Annotated in this window: 14 protein-coding genes; 3 read left to right on the top strand and 11 right to left on the bottom strand. The window is 59.1% G+C overall.

Translation table 11 applies throughout. From position 1 onward, the window contains the following. Window positions 1–50: 50 nt before the first annotated feature. Window positions 51–1,742 (bottom strand): YbaL family putative K(+) efflux transporter, encoded by a 1,692-nt coding sequence (ybaL, locus tag ACSBQQ_RS13280; protein ID WP_033637356.1) that lies wholly within the window; start codon window positions 1,740–1,742, stop codon window positions 51–53. Window positions 1,743–1,987: 245 nt separating this feature from the next. Then, window positions 1,988–3,208 (bottom strand): MFS transporter, encoded by a 1,221-nt coding sequence (locus ACSBQQ_RS13275; RefSeq protein ID WP_033637357.1) that lies wholly within the window; start codon window positions 3,206–3,208, stop codon window positions 1,988–1,990. A gap of 178 nt (window positions 3,209–3,386) precedes the next feature. Between ACSBQQ_RS13275 and ushA the strand changes: the two genes are divergently transcribed. Then, on the top strand, window positions 3,387–5,039 hold the full coding sequence (ushA, locus tag ACSBQQ_RS13270) for a bifunctional UDP-sugar hydrolase/5'-nucleotidase UshA (RefSeq protein WP_049213821.1): 1,653 nt from the start codon (window positions 3,387–3,389) through the stop codon (window positions 5,037–5,039). 109 nt (window positions 5,040–5,148) lie between these two features. Here ushA and ACSBQQ_RS13265 read toward each other — a convergent pair whose 3' ends face one another. Next, window positions 5,149–5,916, bottom strand: coding sequence for an AraC family transcriptional regulator (locus ACSBQQ_RS13265; protein WP_048321321.1), 768 nt, complete (start codon window positions 5,914–5,916; stop codon window positions 5,149–5,151). A gap of 100 nt (window positions 5,917–6,016) precedes the next feature. On the opposite strand from ACSBQQ_RS13265, the gene ACSBQQ_RS13260 reads away from it, so the two are divergent. Continuing rightward, window positions 6,017–7,180 carry a multidrug effflux MFS transporter gene (locus tag ACSBQQ_RS13260; protein ID WP_047568972.1) on the top strand — a complete coding sequence of 388 codons (1,164 nt, stop codon included), beginning with the start codon at window positions 6,017–6,019 and terminating at the stop codon, window positions 7,178–7,180. 3 nt (window positions 7,181–7,183) lie between these two features. On the opposite strand, the gene ACSBQQ_RS13255 is transcribed toward ACSBQQ_RS13260, so the two are convergent. From ACSBQQ_RS13255 to ACSBQQ_RS13230, 6 genes are all read right to left on the bottom strand, one after another. Then, window positions 7,184–7,981 carry a thioesterase II family protein gene (locus tag ACSBQQ_RS13255; protein ID WP_140367547.1) on the bottom strand — a complete coding sequence of 266 codons (798 nt, stop codon included), beginning with the start codon at window positions 7,979–7,981 and terminating at the stop codon, window positions 7,184–7,186. A 36-nt stretch (window positions 7,982–8,017) separates the two neighbouring features. Further along, window positions 8,018–8,755: a tryptophan 2,3-dioxygenase family protein gene (locus ACSBQQ_RS13250; protein ID WP_033647260.1), complete on the bottom strand. Its 738-nt coding sequence runs from the start codon at window positions 8,753–8,755 to the stop codon at window positions 8,018–8,020. Continuing rightward, window positions 8,752–9,564 carry a cyclase family protein gene (locus tag ACSBQQ_RS13245; protein ID WP_060435817.1) on the bottom strand — a complete coding sequence of 271 codons (813 nt, stop codon included), beginning with the start codon at window positions 9,562–9,564 and terminating at the stop codon, window positions 8,752–8,754. The genes ACSBQQ_RS13250 and ACSBQQ_RS13245 overlap by 4 nt, the downstream gene beginning before the upstream one ends. Continuing rightward, window positions 9,551–15,259 carry a non-ribosomal peptide synthetase gene (locus tag ACSBQQ_RS13240; protein WP_060429127.1) on the bottom strand — a complete coding sequence of 1,903 codons (5,709 nt, stop codon included), beginning with the start codon at window positions 15,257–15,259 and terminating at the stop codon, window positions 9,551–9,553. The genes ACSBQQ_RS13245 and ACSBQQ_RS13240 overlap by 14 nt, the downstream gene beginning before the upstream one ends. A gap of 69 nt (window positions 15,260–15,328) precedes the next feature. Further along, window positions 15,329–16,264: a diiron oxygenase gene (locus tag ACSBQQ_RS13235; RefSeq protein ID WP_033647255.1), complete on the bottom strand. Its 936-nt coding sequence runs from the start codon at window positions 16,262–16,264 to the stop codon at window positions 15,329–15,331. 13 nt (window positions 16,265–16,277) lie between these two features. Further along, window positions 16,278–16,562 carry a 2Fe-2S iron-sulfur cluster-binding protein gene (locus ACSBQQ_RS13230; RefSeq protein WP_072071886.1) on the bottom strand — a complete coding sequence of 95 codons (285 nt, stop codon included), beginning with the start codon at window positions 16,560–16,562 and terminating at the stop codon, window positions 16,278–16,280. A 354-nt stretch (window positions 16,563–16,916) separates the two neighbouring features. On the opposite strand from ACSBQQ_RS13230, the gene dacB reads away from it, so the two are divergent. Next, window positions 16,917–18,383: a D-alanyl-D-alanine carboxypeptidase/D-alanyl-D-alanine endopeptidase gene (dacB, locus tag ACSBQQ_RS13225; RefSeq protein WP_033647254.1), complete on the top strand. Its 1,467-nt coding sequence runs from the start codon at window positions 16,917–16,919 to the stop codon at window positions 18,381–18,383. 10 nt (window positions 18,384–18,393) lie between these two features. Here the strand turns inward: dacB and ybaK are convergent, their stop codons facing one another. Next, the gene (gene ybaK, locus ACSBQQ_RS13220) at window positions 18,394–18,873 is read right to left on the bottom strand and encodes a Cys-tRNA(Pro)/Cys-tRNA(Cys) deacylase YbaK (RefSeq protein WP_004940240.1); all 480 of its coding nucleotides are present in this window, start codon (window positions 18,871–18,873) and stop codon (window positions 18,394–18,396) included. 228 nt (window positions 18,874–19,101) lie between these two features. Next, window positions 19,102–19,908: a TraB/GumN family protein gene (locus tag ACSBQQ_RS13215; RefSeq protein WP_033647253.1), complete on the bottom strand. Its 807-nt coding sequence runs from the start codon at window positions 19,906–19,908 to the stop codon at window positions 19,102–19,104. Window position 19,909 lies beyond the last annotated feature (1 nt).

The following is a 19,909-nucleotide window of genomic DNA, read 5'->3' as shown; positions in this document are numbered from 1 at the left end:
AAAAGAAAAGGTCCGGCATGCCGGACCTTTTTTTATGCGCGCGTGGCGCTTCAGATCGGGCAGCCGCCCATTTTTTCTTCTTCGCTCAGGGTGTCCAGCTGCAGGATGTTCAGCATGCTGTTGGCGATCTCCCGTTCGCCCATCACCACCTGGTTGGCGCCGCGATCGGTGATGTAGGCCACCTCGTCGTCGTAGTGGGCGCGGGCGATGATCTCGATATTCGGCCGCTTGGCGCGCGCCGAGGCGACGATCTCGCCGGCCTCATAGCCATTGGGGATGGTCAGCAGCAGCCAGCGCGCGCAGTCGAGCCGCGCCAGATCCATCACTTCCGGATTGGCGGCATTGCCCAGCACTGTCTTGATGCCCTGTTCGCGCAGCGCTTCCACCCGCGGGCGGGAGTTCTCGATCACCACCAGCGGGATGCCCGCTTCGGCCAGTTTGCCGCCCAGCAGGCTGCCGACGCGGCCATAGCCGACCACCAGCGCGTGATTGCACATATCCACCGGGATTTGCTTCTCTTCTTCCACCGCCTCTTCGAGGATTTGGTCTTCGATGGTTTCGGTCTTGGCCAGATAGCGTTCCAGCAGGGTGAACAACAGCGGATTGAGCATGATGGACAGAATGGCGCCGGCCAGCACCAGATTGCGGCCGTGTTCCGACATCATGCCGAGCGCAATGCCGAGGCCCGCCAGAATAAAGGCGAACTCGCCGATTTGCGCCAGGCTGGCGGAAATGGTCAGCGCGGTGCGCTTGGAGTGACCGAACATTTTCACCAGCAGGAACGCGGCGGCGGATTTGCCGAACACGATGATCGCCAGCGTCGCCAGCACCGCCAGCGGTTCGTTAATCACGATCATCGGATCGAACAGCATGCCGACCGAGACGAAGAACAGCACTGCGAATGCGTCGCGCAGCGGCAGGGTGTCATGCGCCGCGCGGTGGCTCAGTTCGGACTCGTTCAGCACCATGCCGGCGAAGAAAGCGCCCAGCGCGAAGGAGACGTCGAACAGCTTCACCGCGCCGTAGGCGATGCCGAGCGCCAGCGCCAATACCGCCAGGGTGAACAGCTCGCGCGAGCCGGTGCTGGCGGTTTTTGACAGGATCCACGGCACCAGGCGGCGGCCGACCACGATCATCAGCGCGATAAAGGCGATGACCTTACCGATGGTCAGCGCCAGCTCCATCAGCAGCTGGCTGCTGCTGGCGTTGTCGTTGCCCAGCATGTTGCCGAAGGCCGGCAGCAATACCAGCGTCAGCACCATCGCCAAATCTTCGACGATCAGCCAGCCGATGGCGATTTGCCCGCGCTGGCTGTCGATCAGCTGCCGCTCCTCCAGCGCGCGCAGCAGCACCACGGTGCTGGCGGTGGAGAGGCAGAGGCCGAACACCAGGCCGGAGATCAGATCCCAGCCGAGCAGCTTGGACAGCCCCATGCCGAGCAGGGTGGCGACGGCTATTTGCGCTACGGCGCCGGGAATGGCGATAGATTTTACTGCGAGGAGGTCTTTCAAAGAGAAGTGCAGGCCAACACCGAACATCAACAGGATAACGCCGATTTCCGCCAGTTCCGGCGCCAATGAGGTATCGGCGACGAAACCGGGGGTGAACGGGCCGGCGAGCACGCCTGCGGCCAGATACCCCACCAGAGGGGAGATGCGCAGGCGGTTCGCCAGCATGCCGAGGAGGAAGGCGAGTACTAACCCTCCGACGATGGTGGTAATGAGCGGTGTTGAATTATGCATCCATACTCCTTCTGGCTATGCATCGCGGCACGGGAGAAACGCAACAAAGTTACGAAAAGATACATTTAGTTTATTGCATTTGTGCGCGGCTTGCTTGGCTAATTTGGCCTTTTTTGTAAAAAGGCAGAGGATTTCACTTAAGGTGCGGCAATGAGGGAGTTTTGTGCCAGATAGGGAAAATAACATTGATTTATCCGTAAGATAACCCGGACGAATAAGTAATTTCATCCGGGCTAGTCGCGGGGTTATTGCGGTTTATGCTCCATATTGGGCAGTAGTGCGGTGATAATACCGATCAGCGGCAGGAAAGCACAGATTTGGTAGACCAGTTCGATACTGGTCAAATCCGCGACATAACCAAGAACTGCCGCGCCTAATCCGCCCATACCGAAAGCAAAACCGAAGAATAAGCCGGAAACCATGCCCACCTTGCCGGGGATCAGCTCCTGGGCGTAGACCAAAATGGCGGAGAACGCCGAGGCGAGAATAACCCCGATAATCACCGTTAAAATGCCGGTCCAATAGAGCGATGCATAAGGTAAAACAAGGGTAAACGGCGCAGCGCCGAGAATAGAGCCCCAAATAACGTATTTTCGCCCTATCTTGTCGCCGAGAGGCCCGCCGATAATGGTGCCTGCCGCCACCGCGAACAGGAAGGCGAACAGGTGAATTTGCGCATTCTGCACCGAAACGCCGAATTTATGTATCAGATAAAAGGTGTAATAGCTGCTGATGCTGGCCAGATAGAAGTATTTAGAGAAAATCAGCACCAGCAGGATGCCCAGCGAGTAGACTACGGTACGTTTTGGCAGCGGTTTCAGCGTTGATGGGCTTTTCGGCTGCCCTTTAGTTGCCCGGTGCTGATGTTGATACCACTTGCTGACCTGCAGCAACACCACGATCGCCAGCAGCGCCGCCAGCGTGAACCAGGCGACGTTACCCTTGCCGTAAGGCGCGATGATCAGCGCCGCCAGCAGCGGGCCGAGCGAGCTGCCGAAGTTGCCGCCGACCTGGAACAGCGACTGCGCCAGGCCGTGCCGGCCGCCGGAGGCCATGCGCGCCACGCGCGAGGATTCCGGGTGGAACACCGATGAGCCGGTGCCCACCAGCGCCGCCGCCAGCAGCACCAGCGGGAAGGTGCTCGCCACCGACAGCAGCAGCAGGCCGGACAGGGTAAAGCCCATGCCGATCGGCAGCGAATAAGGCTGCGGGTGTTTATCGGTGTAATAACCAATCAGCGGCTGCAGCAGGGAGGCCGTCAGCTGATAGGTCAGGGTGATCATGCCGATCTGCACGAAGCTGAGGTGAAAATCGGCTTGCAGGATCGGGTAAATCGCCAGGATCAGCGATTGGATCATATCGTTGAGCAGGTGAGACACGCTGATGGCGCCGAGGATGGAGAAGGCGGTGCCTTTCACCGCACTGCCCTTGGCGGGCGGCATCGCGCTTTGGCTACTGTCGGTCATATTATTATTAGCCTGATAAGTTGTTGAGCACAGAGAAGACATCTTAGGCAGGGTGCGCAATTTTTACCATATCTGAAATAATCAGACTCACATCGCAAAAATTTGAAATCAGCTGTCATTGATTCGCGCTACAATTTCGCCCTCATCATAAAAGCCATTTAATACACGGAGATTCGCCATGCGTTTTTCGCTGAAAACCACCGCATGTGCGTTGGCCGTTTCCCTGACGTTGCTGTCGGGGGCCGCCAGTGCCTGGGAAAAGGATAAGACCTACGCCATCACCATTCTGCATACCAACGACCATCACGGTCACTTCTGGCAGAACGATCATGGCGAATACGGCTTGGGCGCGCAGAAAACGTTGGTGGACGGCATTCGTCAGGAAGTGGCGGCGCAGGGCGGCAGCCTGCTGTTGCTGTCCGGCGGCGATATCAACACCGGCGTGCCGGAATCGGATTTGCAGGACGCCGAGCCGGACTTCCGCGGCATGAACCTGGTGGGTTACGACGCGATGGCGATCGGCAACCACGAATTCGACAACCCGCTGAGCGTGCTGCGGCAGCAGGAAAAATGGGCGACCTTCCCGCTGCTGTCGGCCAATATCTATCAGAAAAGCACCGGCCAGCGCCTGTTCAAGCCTTACGCCTTGTTCGACAAGCAGGGCATCAAGATTGCCGTGATCGGCCTGACGACCGACGACACTGCCAAGATAGGCAACCCGGAGTACTTTACCGACATGGAGTTCCGCGTGCCGGCGCAGGAGGCGAAGCAGGTGGTGGAGCAACTGCGTAAGGACGAGAAGCCGGACGTGATTATCGCCGCCACCCATATGGGGCACTACGACAATGGTGAACACGGCTCGAACGCGCCGGGCGACGTGGAAATGGCGCGCAGCCTGCCGGCCGGGTATCTCGACATGATTGTCGGCGGCCACTCGCAGGATCCGGTGTGCATGGCCGGCGACAACCGCAAACAGGCAGATTACGTGCCGGGCACGCCGTGCTCGCCGGATCGCCAGAACGGCACCTGGATCGTGCAGGCGCACGAGTGGGGCAAATACGTGGGCCGCGCCGACTTCGAATTCCGCAACGGCGAGCTGAAGCTGGTGCATTATCAGCTGATCCCGGTGAACCTGAAGAAGAAGGTGGAGAAGGCGGACGGCACCAGCGAGCGGGTGTACTACACCCAGCAGATCGCGGAAGACCCGACCATGATGAAACTGCTGACGCCGTTCCAGGAGAAGGGCAAGGCGCAGTTGGGCGTAAAGATCGGCAGCGTTAACGGCAAGCTGGAGGGCGATCGCAGCAAGGTGCGCTTCGTGCAGACCAACCTGGCGCGGGTGATGCTGGCGGCGCAGAGGGAGCGCGCCGATGCCGACTTCGCGGTGATGAGCGGCGGCGGGGTGCGCGATTCGATTGAAAGCGGCGATATCACCTATAAGAACGTGCTCAAGGTACAGCCGTTCGGCAACACCCTGGTGCATGTCGATATGAAAGGCAGCGAGGTTGAGCAGTACCTGGCGGTGGTGGCCAACATGAAGCCGGATTCCGGCGCCTACGCCCAGTTCGCCAACGTCAGCCTGGTGGCGGACGGCAAGGGCGTCAGCGAGGTGAAGATCAACGGCCAGCCGCTGGAGGCGGATAAAACCTACCGCATGGCGACGCTGAACTTCAACGCGCTGGGCGGCGACGGCTATCCGAAGCTGGACGGGCTGCCGAGCTACGTCAACACCGGCTTTATCGACGCCGAGGTGCTGAAGCAATACATCGAGAAACATTCACCGCTGGATGCGGCGGCCTACGAGCCGAAGGGCGAGATCGTCTATCGATAAGGGCGTAGCGGAACGGCGTTTCTCGCTTGTCGCGGGGGCGCCGTTCCCGCCGTCGCTTTTTTCCTCCCCATCAACGCTTTCCGTCGGCGTTGCCGTTTTAGACGGCCTCTTACTTTCTTCTCTCCATATACGCCCTCGGCGGGCAGCCCACCATATTCTTGAAAAAAGTGGCGAAGGCGCTGTCGCTGGAAAACGCCAGCCGACCGGCGACGTCGGATTGGCTCAGCCCTGCGGCCAGCATCTCTATTGCTTTGATCAGGCGCCATTGCTGACGCCACTGTTGATAACTGAGGCCGGTTTCACGGCGGAAAATCCGGCTGATGGTTTTCTCGGAAGCGCCGCTGTAGCGCGATAGCTCGTGCAGCGGCGGAAGCATGTCCAGATTGGCCAGATGGCGCAGGCGCCGGTCACTGGGCAGCGGCAGCAACGTCAGTTCGCGCGGCGCGGCGGCGATCTCGTCCAGGCAGACCGCCAGAATATTGGCGTGAGGCCCATGCTGCCAGTCGGTGTCGAATGCGGCGAACGCGATGCGTTCCAACACCTCGCGCAGCAGCGGCGAGGCTGTCAGTACGGCAAGCTGCGTAGGCAGACAGGCATAGCGATCGGCGTCGAGATAAAGCGAACGGTAACCGACTACGCCGTTGACCTGAACGCGGTGAGCCACTTGCGGCGGGATCCAGGCAACTCTGCCCGGCGGCAGCATACAGATGCTTTGGTTGAGCGTGATACGCATGCTGCCTTGCTGACAGAACAGCAACTGGCCCCTGTCATGCCAATGCGTGCCAGAGTCGTGCTGCGCCAGTTCGGCGGCGATCCCGAGCACGCCGTTGTCGAGCGTATCCGGATTAAAACTGTCCTGCGCCTGAAGCCACGCCATAGTATGTCCGATTTTGTAAATTTATTGTCTTTTATATTGTAATCGGCGCCGGGGAGCAGATGCTACCTTGTGCAGCTTATTCTTGGCTACAGGATCTGTTATGCAACGTAAGCTGACTCTGACATTGGCGACGTCGATGATGATGTTTCCCCAGGTGGTGGAGACCATCTACAGCCCGGCATTGACGCACATTGCGCACGGTTTCCGGGTAAGTGCGGAAATGGCGGCGCAAACGCTCTCTTGCTACTTTTTCGCCTTTGCGCTGGGCGTGGTGGTTTGGGGGCGGATGTGCGACGTTATTGGACGCCGTCCCACCATTTTGGCCGGGCTGACGCTCTATCTGCTGGCTTCTATCGTCGCACTGTTCAGCGGCAGCTTCAGCGTGCTGCTGGCGGCGCGGGTGCTGGCCGCCTTTGGCGCGGCGGTCGGTTCGGTCGGGACGCAAACGGCGATTCGCGATCGCTTCGACGGTTATGAGTTGGCGCGGGTGTTCTCGGTGATGGGGATCGCCATGGCGATCAGCCCGGCGGTTGGCGTATTGAGCGGCGCAGTGCTGACTCACTATTGGGGCTATCAGGGGGTGTTTGGCGGTTTGGCGCTGTTGGCGGCGCTGTTGCTGGGCTATGCCGGTTGGCAACTGCCGGAGACGCGTCCGCAACAGGTGGTGAGGCATTCATTTTTCGGCACGCTGGGGCGGATGATCAAGGACGGGGATATTTGGCTCAGTGCGCTGCTGGTGGCGTTGTTCAATATTTGCATGTTCAGCTATTACCAGCTGGCGCCATTCCACTTCGCGGCGTTGGAACTGCCGGCGCAGTGGTTCGGTTATACCGGTTTGGTGTTGGCGGCCGGGGTCGGTATCGGCGCGGCGATCAACAAGTTTTTGATCGGCAAACACTGGCTGTTCCCCGCGTTGCTGATGCTGGCCTGCGTTTTGTCACTGGCCGGCGGCCTGCTGGTACTGCTGCTGGAAGGGAGCTTGTGGTTCGTTCTGCCGATGATGCTGGTGGTGATGGCGTACGGCATCGCCATTCCCAATATTCTGGCGCGCGCGCTGCGGCATTATAAAGACTGCATGGGCACCGCCGGCGCGATCCTTGGCCTGATGTATTACCTGATGCTTGGCGGTGGCTTGGTGCTGGCCGGGCTGTCGCAGCACCTGGGCGCCGTGCTGTCGCTCTGCAGCCTGTGCGTGCTGCTGTTGGCGTGGCGGGTGGTGCACAACGAGCGCCGTTTGGCGTTGCCTGAGCGTGAAAACGCCTGAGTGTTACCGGCTGGCCGGTTCGCTCAGGCGGCCAGCCAGCAACTGGTGAACGCCGGCTATCACCGCCTCGCGCTGCGTGGTGATATACATATGTCCGCCGGCAAAAGTGCGCTGCTGAAAATCGCCTTGCGCGATCCGGCGCCAGTCGAGCAAATCCTGCCGATCAATCAACTTGTCGTTTTCACCATAGAACATCGCCAGCGGGGCGTGGTAACCCGGTTGCGCAGGGAAAAGCAATTGGCTGGACAGCAACAGATCGGCACGGATCAGCGGCAGATAGTAATCGACCAGCGCGCTGTCGCCGATGAGAGACTCATCCAGGCCCTCGCCGGCACAAAGCGCGTTCAGCAAAGCGGCACGAGGCATCCTCAGCAACTGGCTGTGGCGCGCAAGAAAGGGCGATGAACTGGCGGAAATGATCAACTGCAGCGGCGGTTGGGGCAGCGCCATCGCTAACGCCAGCGCAACCCGTCCGCCAAGACTGTGGCCGAAAAAGATCAGCGGTTTATCCTGCAGTGGCTGCAGTGCCGATATCAGTTGATTGATGAGCGATTGGGGTTGGCAGAGCGGCGCTTCGTGCGCCCGCTCCTCTCGACCGGGATATTGCACGGCATAGAGTTCGATGTCCTGATGCAACGTGGGGCTCCATCGCTGAAAGGCAGTGGCTCCGGCGCCGGCGTGGGGAAAAGCGATCAGCCGCAGGCTGCCCTGGCGTCCCGGCGTCAGCGGTTTCAGGCCGAGGGGGGCGTTGGGGAAGTGGGTGCAATGCATGGTGAAAATCCGTATTTTCAGGGGTGCCAAGGAAGCCTGAGCTTCCTTGGCGTTAAGGGAATGCACTCAGTTGATGGCGTTCCACAATTCATCGAAGATCGGCGTGAACAGCGTAGATTTAAGATAGTCCGAACCCGATGAACCGCCGGTACCTTTCCGCTGCCCGATCGTACGCTCCACCAGTTTCACATGGCGGTAGCGCCACTCTTGCAGCAGTGAATCCAAATCAAGCAGTTGGTTGAGCAGCAGCGACTCGCAGCCTGAACGCGTCAGCGATTGCCTGATGATGTCGTCGAAGCCTTGCGCCGCCTGATTGGGCTGGTCATTGAGACGCATCAGGTGGCCGCGTATCGCCTGCCATAGGGAAACCGGTTGGATAATAGCCGCCAATCGGCGCTGTGCCTCTTCATCACCTTGATACTGTTGTAGTTTCTTTGGGTTTTCCTTGCCGAGCAGCGCTTCTATGCCGGCAAACTGGTAGGATTGGAAACCGCTGGCGGTGCCGAGATAGCTGCGAAAACGCTGGAATTCATGAAACTTCAGCGTGCAAATCACGGCGATCTGATTCACCACGGTTTGGGTAATGGCATTGACGCGCGTCATCGTTTCGATCGCCGCCGGTATATCTCCTTCTTCGATCAGCGCAATCGCCAGATGAAGCTCATCGATCAACTGCTTGAACCAGAGCTCGTAGGTTTGATGAGTGATGATAAACAAGTTTTCATTGCGGTGTTCCGCAGACGGCGAGGCTGGCTGTTGCAGTGACAGCAGCTGGTTTAGCTGCAGATAGCTGGCGTAATTCATGATGTCACTTTCCCTGTAGAAAACGAAAATAGGACGGGCCGACTGGGAAGGGCATCCCCGCTCAAATCCGGCAGTTGAATGGTCAGAAAATAGTGTCCCGCCGCGGCGTGCGCGGGAACCTGAATCAGCTCGGTCACGGAGGCGTATTTGCGCCCGGAGTGCGGCCTGTCGGGGGCATCAAGCCCCCAAAAACGGCGATGGTTGTCCATGCGTCCGCCGTCGTATAGCCGGTCGATCGACGGAATATCCACCAACAGATGCTGGACGCCGAGTTCGACGATGCGCGCCAGAGCTTGATGGCTGAAGTAGGGCGCGCAGGCTGCGGCGCGGAAATCGCTCGGCGTCTCGACCGCTATCACCAAAGCCTGCAGGTAGTCGCCCGACAACGGCGCCAGCGCGTCATCGAGCGCCGCCTGGGTAATCAGCCAATCTTCAGAGGCAGCGCTGGCGTTATAGCTCTCCGTGGTCCCGTCCGCGCGTTGCGGCCTGACGCGAATCAGGGTGGCGGCGATGAACGGTTCAAGCGGCAAATCCGCCACGTTGTGCGTTTCAGCAAGAATATGGCCGATGCATTCGGTGTGCGTGCCGTGGCAGTGTGGCACCAGGCTGATACGCTCGGCGTTGCAGACCCCGCCATGACGCACGCTGGCGACGGTATCGCCGTAACTCAGCGGCGCCGAATCGGCGGGGGCCACGCCATAAAGGTTGGTCGGGTTATCGGTGAAGTCCAGCCTGGCCGAGAGCCGCAGCGGCTCTCGGTAGTCAAGGTGATGACAACGTCCATGGTGGTACACCTCAATGCGTTTCATCGGCGACCCCGGCAGTTTTGCTCAAGGCCAGCGCGGTGAGTTCGCGGATCTGGCTGTGCATGATGAATTCGCGGATAGTCAGCGAGACGCCCATCTGTTGACGAATGGCGTGCAGCAGTTGCGGGATCTGCAGTGAATTTCCACCCAGGCTGAAGAAGCTGTCGCAGACGCTGATCTGCGTCTGCGACAAGACTTGTTGCCAGATATGCTGCATGGCGCTTTCCGCCTCGTTGGCCGCAGGCGTGTAGTCCGCTTCGGAAGCCGAGTAGCGGGTTTCCGGCGCCGGTAGCCGAAGAATGTCGATTTTATTGTTGTTGGTGAGCGGGAAGGCCGACAGCACCACAAAACCGGACGGGATCATGATATTCGGCAAGCGAGCTTTCAGCGCCGTGCGCACCGCTTTTTCATTCAGCTCCTCTCCCGGCGTTAACTGCAGGTAGCTGACGATGCGGGCCTGCTGGCCTTCACCGACAATTAAGCTGAGCGACCGTTCGATATTGTCGAGAGAGGATAAACTGAGATCGATTTCGCTCAATTCGATGCGGTGGCCGCGAATTTTGACCTGGTGATCGTTCCGGCCGAGGTATTCCAGCTGCCCCTGACGATTAAACCGCACAATGTCGCCGGTGCGGTACATATAGCGCTCGGTGCCGAACGCCTGGCGCCGTAGAAAGACCTTATCGCTCAGCGTCGGGTTGCGCCAATACCCCGGTGATACCCCTGCGCCGCCCAGCCATAGCTCACCAAATGCGCCGCTTGGCATCGGGTTGCCGGCCTGATCCATGACCAGAACGTCAGTTGACTGTATCGGCGTGCCGATACAGTCGCTCGCGCCTTCGTGAGTCAGATCGGCGCAGGTCGACCAGATGGTGGTTTCCGTCGGGCCATACACCTGTAGCACCCGTGTCGCGATGCGTCGCAATTGCGTCAACAAGGCCGCCGGCATCTTCTCGCCGCCGCACAGCACGGTCAGGGGGCGCTGGCCCGCCGCCGGCAGATGGTGGACGATGGTGCTCCAGACGGTAGGTGTCGCTTGAATCACGCTGGGCTGCTGTCGCTCGATAAAGTGATACAACTTGACCGGATCCATGGCGGTTTCTCGTGGACACAGCGTGACGTGCGCGCCGCCGGCCAGCGAGCAGAACAGTTCCAACCCAAAAATATCGAAGCTGATGCTGGTCAGGCTGAGCACCTTATCGCTCGCGCTCAGCGCCAGCCGCCCGACGAAGTCGTGGGTGAAATTGTTCAGGTTGCCGTGGGTGATCATCACGCCTTTGGGGTTACCGGTTGAGCCTGAGGTGTACATGATGTAGGCCAGCGTATCGTCGGCTGGGATCGGCAATGTGTCGGCCGCTGCAGGTTGAGAAACCAGCGAGTCGAAACCGACGGCGGGACTGGCCCAACGTTGCTCTGGCTCACCATCGGTCACCAGCAACCGGGCTTGCGCGTTCTCGATCATGTAGCTCACGCGGTCGGCCGGGTAGTGTACGTCAATCGGCACGTAGTGTTTGCCGGCTCTCAGCACGCCGAGCAGGAGTACGGCGACGTGGCAACTTTTCTCCATCATGACGCCGACCGAAAAAGGCTTGCTGTCGATGCGCTGCAATGCATGCGCGATGCGCTCAGACTGCGCCCACAGCTGACGGTAGCTGTACTGTTGCCGTTCGCAGCTGACGGCGAGACTGTCAGGCTGGGTTTGTGCCAAGCGAGCAATTTGCACCAGCAGCGAGTCACCTGAACCAGCGTCCGAGCTGACGGCCAACTGTTGCAGCCAATGTTGCTCCCGTTCGCATAGCGGGTTGAGGGCACGCTGCGCCGTGTTGGCCGGCAGGGTGAGCAGTTGCCGCAGCGTTTGCTGATAGTTGTCCAACAGCATCTGCATGCTGGCGGGATAAAACAGTTCGCTGGCGTAATCGAGTTCGATGGCGACGGCGTCCTGTTCCACACTAAAGTTCCAGGTCATATCGAACATCGAGAAGCCGGACGAAAGCGGCAAGCGATGCAGCGTGCAATCGTGCAGGTTTTGTTGGCATACGTCGCCGGCGTTCTGCAGGATCGCCATGATTTGGAATAACGGATTTTTGTTCGACATCCGCTCGTATTCGATCTGGTGCAAGATCCGGTCGAACGAGAGCTGCTGATGCTGATAGGCGCCGATGCAGGTTTCCATCATGTTACCGATCAGCTCGGCCAGGGTGTCCTGTTCGCTCAGTTGGATACGCAGCGGTACGGTATTGACATGGAAGCCGCTGACCTGCGCCTGATCCAGGTTGTCCCGCGCTGCAATGGCGGTGCCGATGACGATATCCTGCTGCTGGGTATAACGGCTGAGCAGTAAACTTAATGCCGCGCAGAGCAAGGCGAAAGGCGTGGCGCCCAGCGCTTTGCCCCGTGACGCCAGCAGACCGGCCACGTCGGGCTGCAGCTGATAATGGATGCGTTCTCCGGCATGTGTCGGCATTAGCGGGCGTGGTTTATCCAGCGGGAAGTCCAGTTCGCGGCAGCCTTGCAGTTGCTGTTGCCAGTAAGCGACATCCGCCGGCGCAGGTGGTGCGATGCCGCTGTTGACGATGTCAATGGTTTGGATCTGCGGTTGCGGCGCGTCAAACCCATTGTGATCGTCGAGCTCGTTATAGCGCTGCCACAGATCGTTAAGGATCAGCTGTTCGCTCCAGGCGTCGGTAATTATGTTGTGTTTTACCCAAATCAAAACATGGTGCTGCTGATGATACTGTACCAGCCGAAGCACCAGCGGCGGCCGAGCGGTGATGTCGAAAGGCGTGGCACACAGTTGGCGCACCCACTTTTCTGCCGACAGCGTTTGGCCTTCCACCCAGTGGTCGGCAAGGCGAATCGGGGTATGCGGTTCTGCCAACTGATAGGCGACACCGTCGGTTTCGGCGAAGCGAGTGCGCAGGCTTTCATGTTTTTCATAGATAAAATTGATCGCCTGTTCAAAGCGCGCCAGATCGAGCGAGCCCTGGATGTCTATCGCCAGCGGCAGGTTGTAACTGCAGTCGTCAGGATTCAATGCGCTCAGGTACCAGAGCAGGTTCTGCTGAGGGCTGAGCGGCGCGCGGCGTTCGTCGCAGATAGCGATGGCGCGCTCCGCGGCAACGGCCTTATTCTCGATATATTCGGCCAGTTTGCGTACCGTATTATGGCGGAACAGATCGGCGATGCTCAGGTGGCAGCAAAGATCGCGTGCGACGAGCGCGACGATTTTGCTCATTGTCAGCGAGTGTGCGCCCAGGTTGATGAACTCCTGTGTGACGTCGGCTTGCGGACAGCCGATGGCGTTGGCCACGATGCGCTCGAGAATGGCCTCAGTTTCTGTTTCCGGTGGCGTCAGGCGCTCATTTCGTTCATCCAGCGGCCAGTTTTCCAACTGTTGACGGGCGATCTTGCCATTGATGGTCAGCGGCAGCGCCGGCAAGAAAATAAAGACGCTGGGGATCGCGGCGGGGTGGAGCTGTGTGACCAACGCGTGACGCAGCGCGTCGATCGTCAGCTCAGGCGAAGCGGGTTGTACGAAGGCGGCGAGAATTTTGCCCGAGGGCTGGCTGCGAGCCACCACGCAGGCGCTTTCAACCAGGGGGTGACTGCGGACGGCGCTTTCCACTTCACCCATTTCGATGCGTACACCGCGTATCTTCACCTGGTGATCACGGCGGCCGACGAAAATAATGTTGCCCTGTTCGTCCCATTTGGCGATGTCACCGGTTTGATAAAGGCGCTCTTCGGCCGCCATATACGGTAGCCGACAGGTAATGAACTTCTCTGCGCTCAGCGCCTCTTGATGCAGGTAACCGTGCGCCAGGCCGCTGCCGGCGATGCACAGTTCGCCCTCAAAACCGACCGGCAGTGGATTGTGGTGGGGATCAAGGATGTGACAACGGTAGTTTTTCAGCGGTTTGCCAATGCAGTTCCAGGGAACGCCTGGACGATACTCGCACAGCGAAGTGGCAATGGAAGCCTCGGTCGGCCCGTAACCGTTGCACAATCGGGTGCGCTCGGCCCACCAGGTGACGACGTCCGCTGGCGGTGCGTCTCCCATGACGATCATTGTCCGCAGTCCCGGCCACATCTCGCGGGGCAACAATTCCAGAATTGCCGGTGTAATAGTGATATGGCCGATATCGTGTCGAGTCAGATAATCGTGCAGCGCGCCGACATCGGTATGCAGCTCCGAGGGCGCCAGATAAAGCGTCGCACCGCTGACCAACGCGCCATAGACGTCCCAGCCGAAGGCGTCGAAACCCAACGAGGCGATGGCCAGCACGCGACTGCCTTGCGCCAGGCCAATGAAATCGCGGTGGTTTTGCGCCACGTTGCTCAGGCCCTCACGCCCTATCATGACGCCTTTGGGTTTGCCGGTCGTCCCGGAGGTATAGCAGACGTAGGCCAGTGCGTCTCGCGATTGAGGGAGTTGCTCCGCATGGATGTTCAGCGAACGGTAGTCAATGCTTGATGGCGCAATGCACGGCGCGTCGCCGGAGTGCAACGGCGAGTCGGCCAAAATCAGCGCAGGCTGCACGTCGTCAAGAATGCTTTGATTGCGCGCCGCTGGCGCCTGCGGATCGAGCAGTACATAGGTTTTATTGCTTTTCAGTATCCCCAACAGCACGATCAGCAGCGTCGCTGACTTGTCCATCGAGACGGCGACGACCGAGCTGGCGGCCCCGCAGTGTTCAAGCAGCCAACAGGCAAACTGATCCGAGGCGCGATCGATCTCGCCATAGCTGTATATCTGGCCATCGGCATGCAGCGCGGCCTGTTGCGGATGAGCGGCGGCGGCGTGGCGGAACAAAGCGATGACGTCGTGCGCCAGCAGCTTGGCATCGTCGGTTGCGTTGAATTGGCTCAGGCGATGCAACGTTTGAGGTTGAGTAACAATGGGCGCGGCGACGGGATCGGCCGGATCTGCCAATAGCGCGTCAAGATAGTCGGTGAACGCGTTGAAACGCATGTCGTCGCCATACAGGGTAAGCTGAGTGCCGTCACCGCAAGCCGCTACGTCGACCATCGCTCGTGGCTGGGCATAGCGCCCCTGTTTGAGCGCGCCGGTTTCATTAAAGAAGAAATGTTGCAGCTGTGCGGGGGACGTGATGTCCGCCACCGGCAGCGTATGGAAGTCGGCGCCGGGTTGCCAGGTGAGATGGCAGAGATCGCTGCCGCAACGCCCCTGCATCTGATCGCCAAGGCGTTCCATCAGCAATGCGGTCAACTCGCGCATGCGCGTCGGTGATTCGGCATAGTATTTACGCGCCAAACGGTAGGGAGTGTCTTGCGCGTGCGGTAAGCCGCCACGCGAAAGCTCGACCACAATGTCGACAAGCTTTTCCTGCAGCAGGGGAAGTTGGGCGCCTGCTGGCATATCGGACAGCGCGTCGCACAGATAAGCGGCTTGGCCGGCGGAGCTAAAGTACAGAGAAAAGTGTTCTTGGTTTTGCAGGGTATCAATGTCGCTAATATTTTTTTTATTGGTTACGATCGTCAGCAGATTTTTTCCCTGCTGTTGCAGCCGTCGTATTGTTTCAGCGTTATTTTCAGTGGTGATAATAAGATCGAATTTTTCGATTGGACGGCGTTCGAGACTGATAAAACTAACCTGATGGCCGTATTCCTGGATTTCGTCTGTTAATAATTTACCGCAGGCACTGTCGCCGAAATAGCCAATATGAAGTAATTCCATTTTTGCTTCCTGAGAATAATGATTTCCCTTGCGGAATATCAAAGGGTGCTGACTTTTTATGCCGGTTAATTAGATTTTTGCATGCAGCGCATCGGCGATAGGCAAATCAGCCAGAATGCCTGATTTATTCAGTGCCACCAGCATTTGTTCCGTGACGATATTATTGGTTTCCCACGGTTTAACATGCGTTGCTGGATAAGTATCTGCGATGATGTCGATAATTTCCGCTTCGGCCAGTCCGAGTTGGCGCAACATGCAGGCGCTGAAATCTTTGGCGATAGCGTCGGTTGCGTAGCCTTCCAGGAAAGCCAAAATCGGTTGTTGCAACGCTTGCTTGGTCGCCGCGTCGCTGTGGCGCCAGATATGGCTTAGCACCTGCTGTGAGAAGCGGGCATGGCGGCCTTCATCCGCAACGTGATCTTTCATCACCAGATAGAAGGTCGGGAAAATATCTTCGTTGTTGATCACATCGATAAGATCGGTCGTCAGCGCCTGCTCCGACAGAGACACGCACACCAGTCGCAGCAGTTCGCGCAGCCGTTCGTCCCCCATTGCCAACGATTGCGCCAGGGCATAGGAAGCCTCGGTGTCTTTTGGCATCGGCAGCGGCGCAATGGACGTCATCTGCTCTACCTGATTGATCAGATCCAGCGCCACCAGGGCGTGATAGGACTCATCCACGACCACGGTCAGCGCGTCTAAGCGCATTTCAAGCGGAAAGTCTACGCCGACCGCGTTTTTGTAGAGCTTGTAACTGGAATCATTGATGATATCCAACTCGATGTTGGCGATGCCATTCAGGTAGTGGTAGAGGGTTTGCACCTGAATATAGCGCAATGCTTGTTCACCGAGCGCGGCAACGCGCGGATGGAGGCACAGCGGCAGACGTTCGAGGGGGAAGAAAAGGGTTGATTGGCTGTCCTGTTCGTTGAGAAGGCGACGAGGACGGGAGCGGACAATCGCGGCGCGATCCCATTTTTTCAACGTGGTTTCAATGAGGCTCATCGGTTAATCCTTATTAATAGAGTTCTATTTCAATATCCGATTGTGAATAGGCACAGCAGGCTAGAATAATATTCTCTTCTAACTCCTCTTCGCATAAGGCACTCTGTTTTTCATGGCGTATATTTCCGCTGATTAGAAGTAATTTGCAACAGCCGCACCTCCCCTTTCGGCATAGGTTGGGGATGTCGATATTTAATCTTTCAAAGTTTTCAAGCAGCGACGTTTCAGGACAAAAGTCACCGATGCCCGCGCCATCAAAAATAACATGATGACCACCGGGCCCTGTTTTTGCAGACATGGCGTGTTATTCCCTATGGAAGTCAGTGAGTGAGATCACATTTTAAAATTCATATAAGTAAATTGTTATTAATAATAGGTTGTGGGTTTTAATGGGGAGTAACGATAGCTTTGGCTTTGTATATTGTCAACACGACACATTAAAAACATTAACATTATATTAAAGGTTGTTTCACATAATATAGTTCATATTCAAACTTTATTGCCTGGATTGTTTAGCAATTCTTATTATTGTTTGTTTTATAATATCAACAGGCAAAAATCTTTGTTCAGCGAATGGAAAACAGGACGTCGCCGCCTTCTAATGATAGCCTGAGCGGCAATTTGGTTTTGATAACGCAAGCAGGAAGATGACATGTTGAAAACCGCAGGCTGGCTGCTGCCCGCCATCCTGGCGCTGGCGGGGTGTTCGTCATCCGGCCAACGTCATGAGCAAACGCTTAGCCAGGCGCTGACGGCCCTCGGCCAGGACAAGGCGCTGATTGGGGCGTCGAACGGCGTGATGGTGCGCGACGCCGAGAGCGGCACCGTGCTGTATCAGGCGCACGCGCAGCAGCGTTTGGCGCCGGCTTCCAACATGAAGATGTTCACGTCTCTGGCGGCGTTCGGCGTGCTGGGGGCGGATTACCGGTTTGAAACCCGGCTGCTGACCACCGGCGAGCAGCGCGGCGACACCTTGCGGGGGGATCTCTATCTGCAGGGCAGCGGCGATCCGACGCTGCACCCGGACGATCTCGACAGCTTCGCCGCCACGCTGGCGCAGCGTGGCATTCGCCATATCCATGGGCGGCTGATCCTGGATGCCAGCGCGTTCGATCAAACGCCATTCGGCGCCGGCTGGAGCTGGGACGACGAACCCTTCGCCTTCGCCGCGCCGATCTCGGCGCTGAACTACGCCTTTACCCCCGGCGGCGATATCAACGTGGTGCAGGTGGACGTGCAGCCGGGCGCCCGCGCCGGTGCGCCAGGGCGGGTGAGTTTCTATCCCGCCAATGACGCGGTGAGGCTGGTCAACCGCACCACCACCGGCGGCGACACCGCACTGACGTTCGATCGCCAGCCGGGCAGCAACCGAATCGTGGTCAGCGGCACCGTCGCCGCGCAGGCGGAGGCCAGCTCACGCTTGATTACCGTCGATCAGCCCGCCCGCGTGGTTGGCGCCTTATTGCAAAATGCCCTGCGCGCGCACGGCATCACGCTGCGCGGCAACGCTGAAGAAGGCGTGACCCCTGCGGGCGCCCGGCTGCTGGCGGAAAAAACCTCGCCGCCGCTCTCCCGATTGGCCGTCACCTTCCTGAAAGTGTCCAACAATGGTTACGGCGAGGTATTGACCAAAGCGATGGGCCGCAAGACGCAGGGCAAGGGGGACTGGGCCGCCGGCCTGCAGGCGATCGGCCGGTTTGTGCAAAGCCAGGGCATCGAGGCCAGCGCGTATCGCCAGGTGGACGGTTCCGGGCTGTCGCGCATGAACCAGATCACGCCGCAGCAGCTGACGACGCTGCTGCTGGCGGCCAGAAAACAGCCGTGGTTCGCCGAGTGGTATAACGCCTTGCCCATCGCGGGCCAGCCGGGGCTGCTGGTGGGCGGCACGCTGCGGAGCCGCATGGTGAAAAGCGCGGCTGCCGGCCGCGCCCACGCCAAGAGCGGTTCCATGACCGGGGTATCGTCGCTCAGCGGCTATGTCGACTCGGCGACCGGGCGGCCGCTGGCGTTCGCCATCATCAGCAACAACTACCTGGTGCCCGGCGCAGAGGTGAAAGCGCTGGAGGATCGCCTGGTCGAGACGCTGGCGGCCTGTGACGCCTCGGTGGTGTGCCGCTGAGAAGGCGGCGTCAGTCGCGCTTGGCGATGTCGGCGAAGCTGCCGGCCAGCAGGCGGCACAGATCGGCGGCGGCCAGTTCGATGTCCAGCCCGCGTTTGCCGCCGGAAACGTAGATGGTGGCGAACGCTTGCGCCGGGCTGTCGATCACTGTCGGCAGCCGTTTTTTCTGCCCCAGCGGGCTGATGCCGCCCACCAGATACCCGGTGACGCGCTGGGCCAGCTGCGGATCGGCCATCTCGGCCTTTTTGGCGCCGAGCGCGCGGGCGACCTTTTTCAGATCCAACTGGGTGGCGACCGGCGTGACCGCCACCGCCAGATGTTTGGCGTCGCCGTTCAGCGCCACCAGCAGCGTTTTGTAAACCCGATCGGCATCCAGCCCCAGCTTTCTCACCGCTTCGTCGCCGAAGTTGGTTTCGTCGCTGTCGTGGTGATACGGATGAAGGGTGAAGGCGACCTTTTGTTTCTCGAGCAGAACGACTGCGGGCGTCATAATGTATTGTCCAAAATGTCCCTAACGGGGAAGGGGTGATAACCAGCCTTAAAAATACAAAAATCCAACCCGCCCGGCAACCTGAGCGGCTGTTACATAAAGCGGGTTGCCAAGATATTCACCGGGTTGCTACCCTGTTTGTTGTAACCGTTAACACGGTTGCTATGCGTATAACTACAATACAAGAAATTCCTCTTTGACTGGCCAATAGCGATATTGGCCTCTTTTTTAGCCCTGTGGCTGCAGCATCGCCGGCAGGTTATCCTCGCCGTACAGGTGCAATGCGCCAACCGCCACCACATAGTCCCCGGCCGGCAGCGCCTCCAACTGATGCCGCCAGTCGCGATTGCGCTGATGCATCAGCACATCGTACAGCCCGGCGCTGAAGGTGGCGGGCAGGGTGTCCAGCGTGCCGCGCGGTTTGGCGTCCAGCCACCAGCTCACCATGGTTTGCAGCAGCCGCGCGTTGGTGTGCCAGTGCTCCAGCGTATCGCGCAGCAGCGCGATGCCGCCTTCCGGCAGCTGTTCCAGCATCGCCAACTGCTGCTGTGCCCCTTCCAGCTCGATCACCGGTTTGTCATGCGCGCGGGCGGCCTGCAGCAGCTGATAGTCCACGCCGTACTCCGCCCGTAGCCCCAGACGCTGAGCCTGGCGCGCCTGCATCATCAGCGCCACCTGCCAGCCGGGCAGGGTGGCGAAGGCGTGCGGATCGGCGCCCAGCTCGTGGCAAAGCGTCAGCAGCCGTTGATATTCTTCGGCGGACAGGCGCTGTTCCAGCGCCGGCTGCTGTTCTGCGTGGTCAAAAGGGGAGGCGGCGCCGGTGATATCGGCCTCGACGATCAGCGCGTCGGCCTGCTGCAGCCGGGTGGCCAGCCGCGCCGGCAGCGGCGACATATCGACGGTGCCCATATGGATGCTGCCCACCAGATGCAGCCGACGATCGCCCGGCAGAGTGATGTCCAGCGCCGGATAAGCGTATCGTTTGGGCGAGATCAGGCCGAGAAAGGCGGCGAGGCGGCGTAACAGTTGACCCATA

The sequence above is a fragment of the Serratia sp. G204Y genome (assembly GCF_051172435.1).
Taxonomy (GTDB): domain Bacteria; phylum Pseudomonadota; class Gammaproteobacteria; order Enterobacterales; family Enterobacteriaceae; genus Serratia; species Serratia sarumanii.
This window is presented reverse-complemented; position numbering and strand designations above follow the sequence as displayed.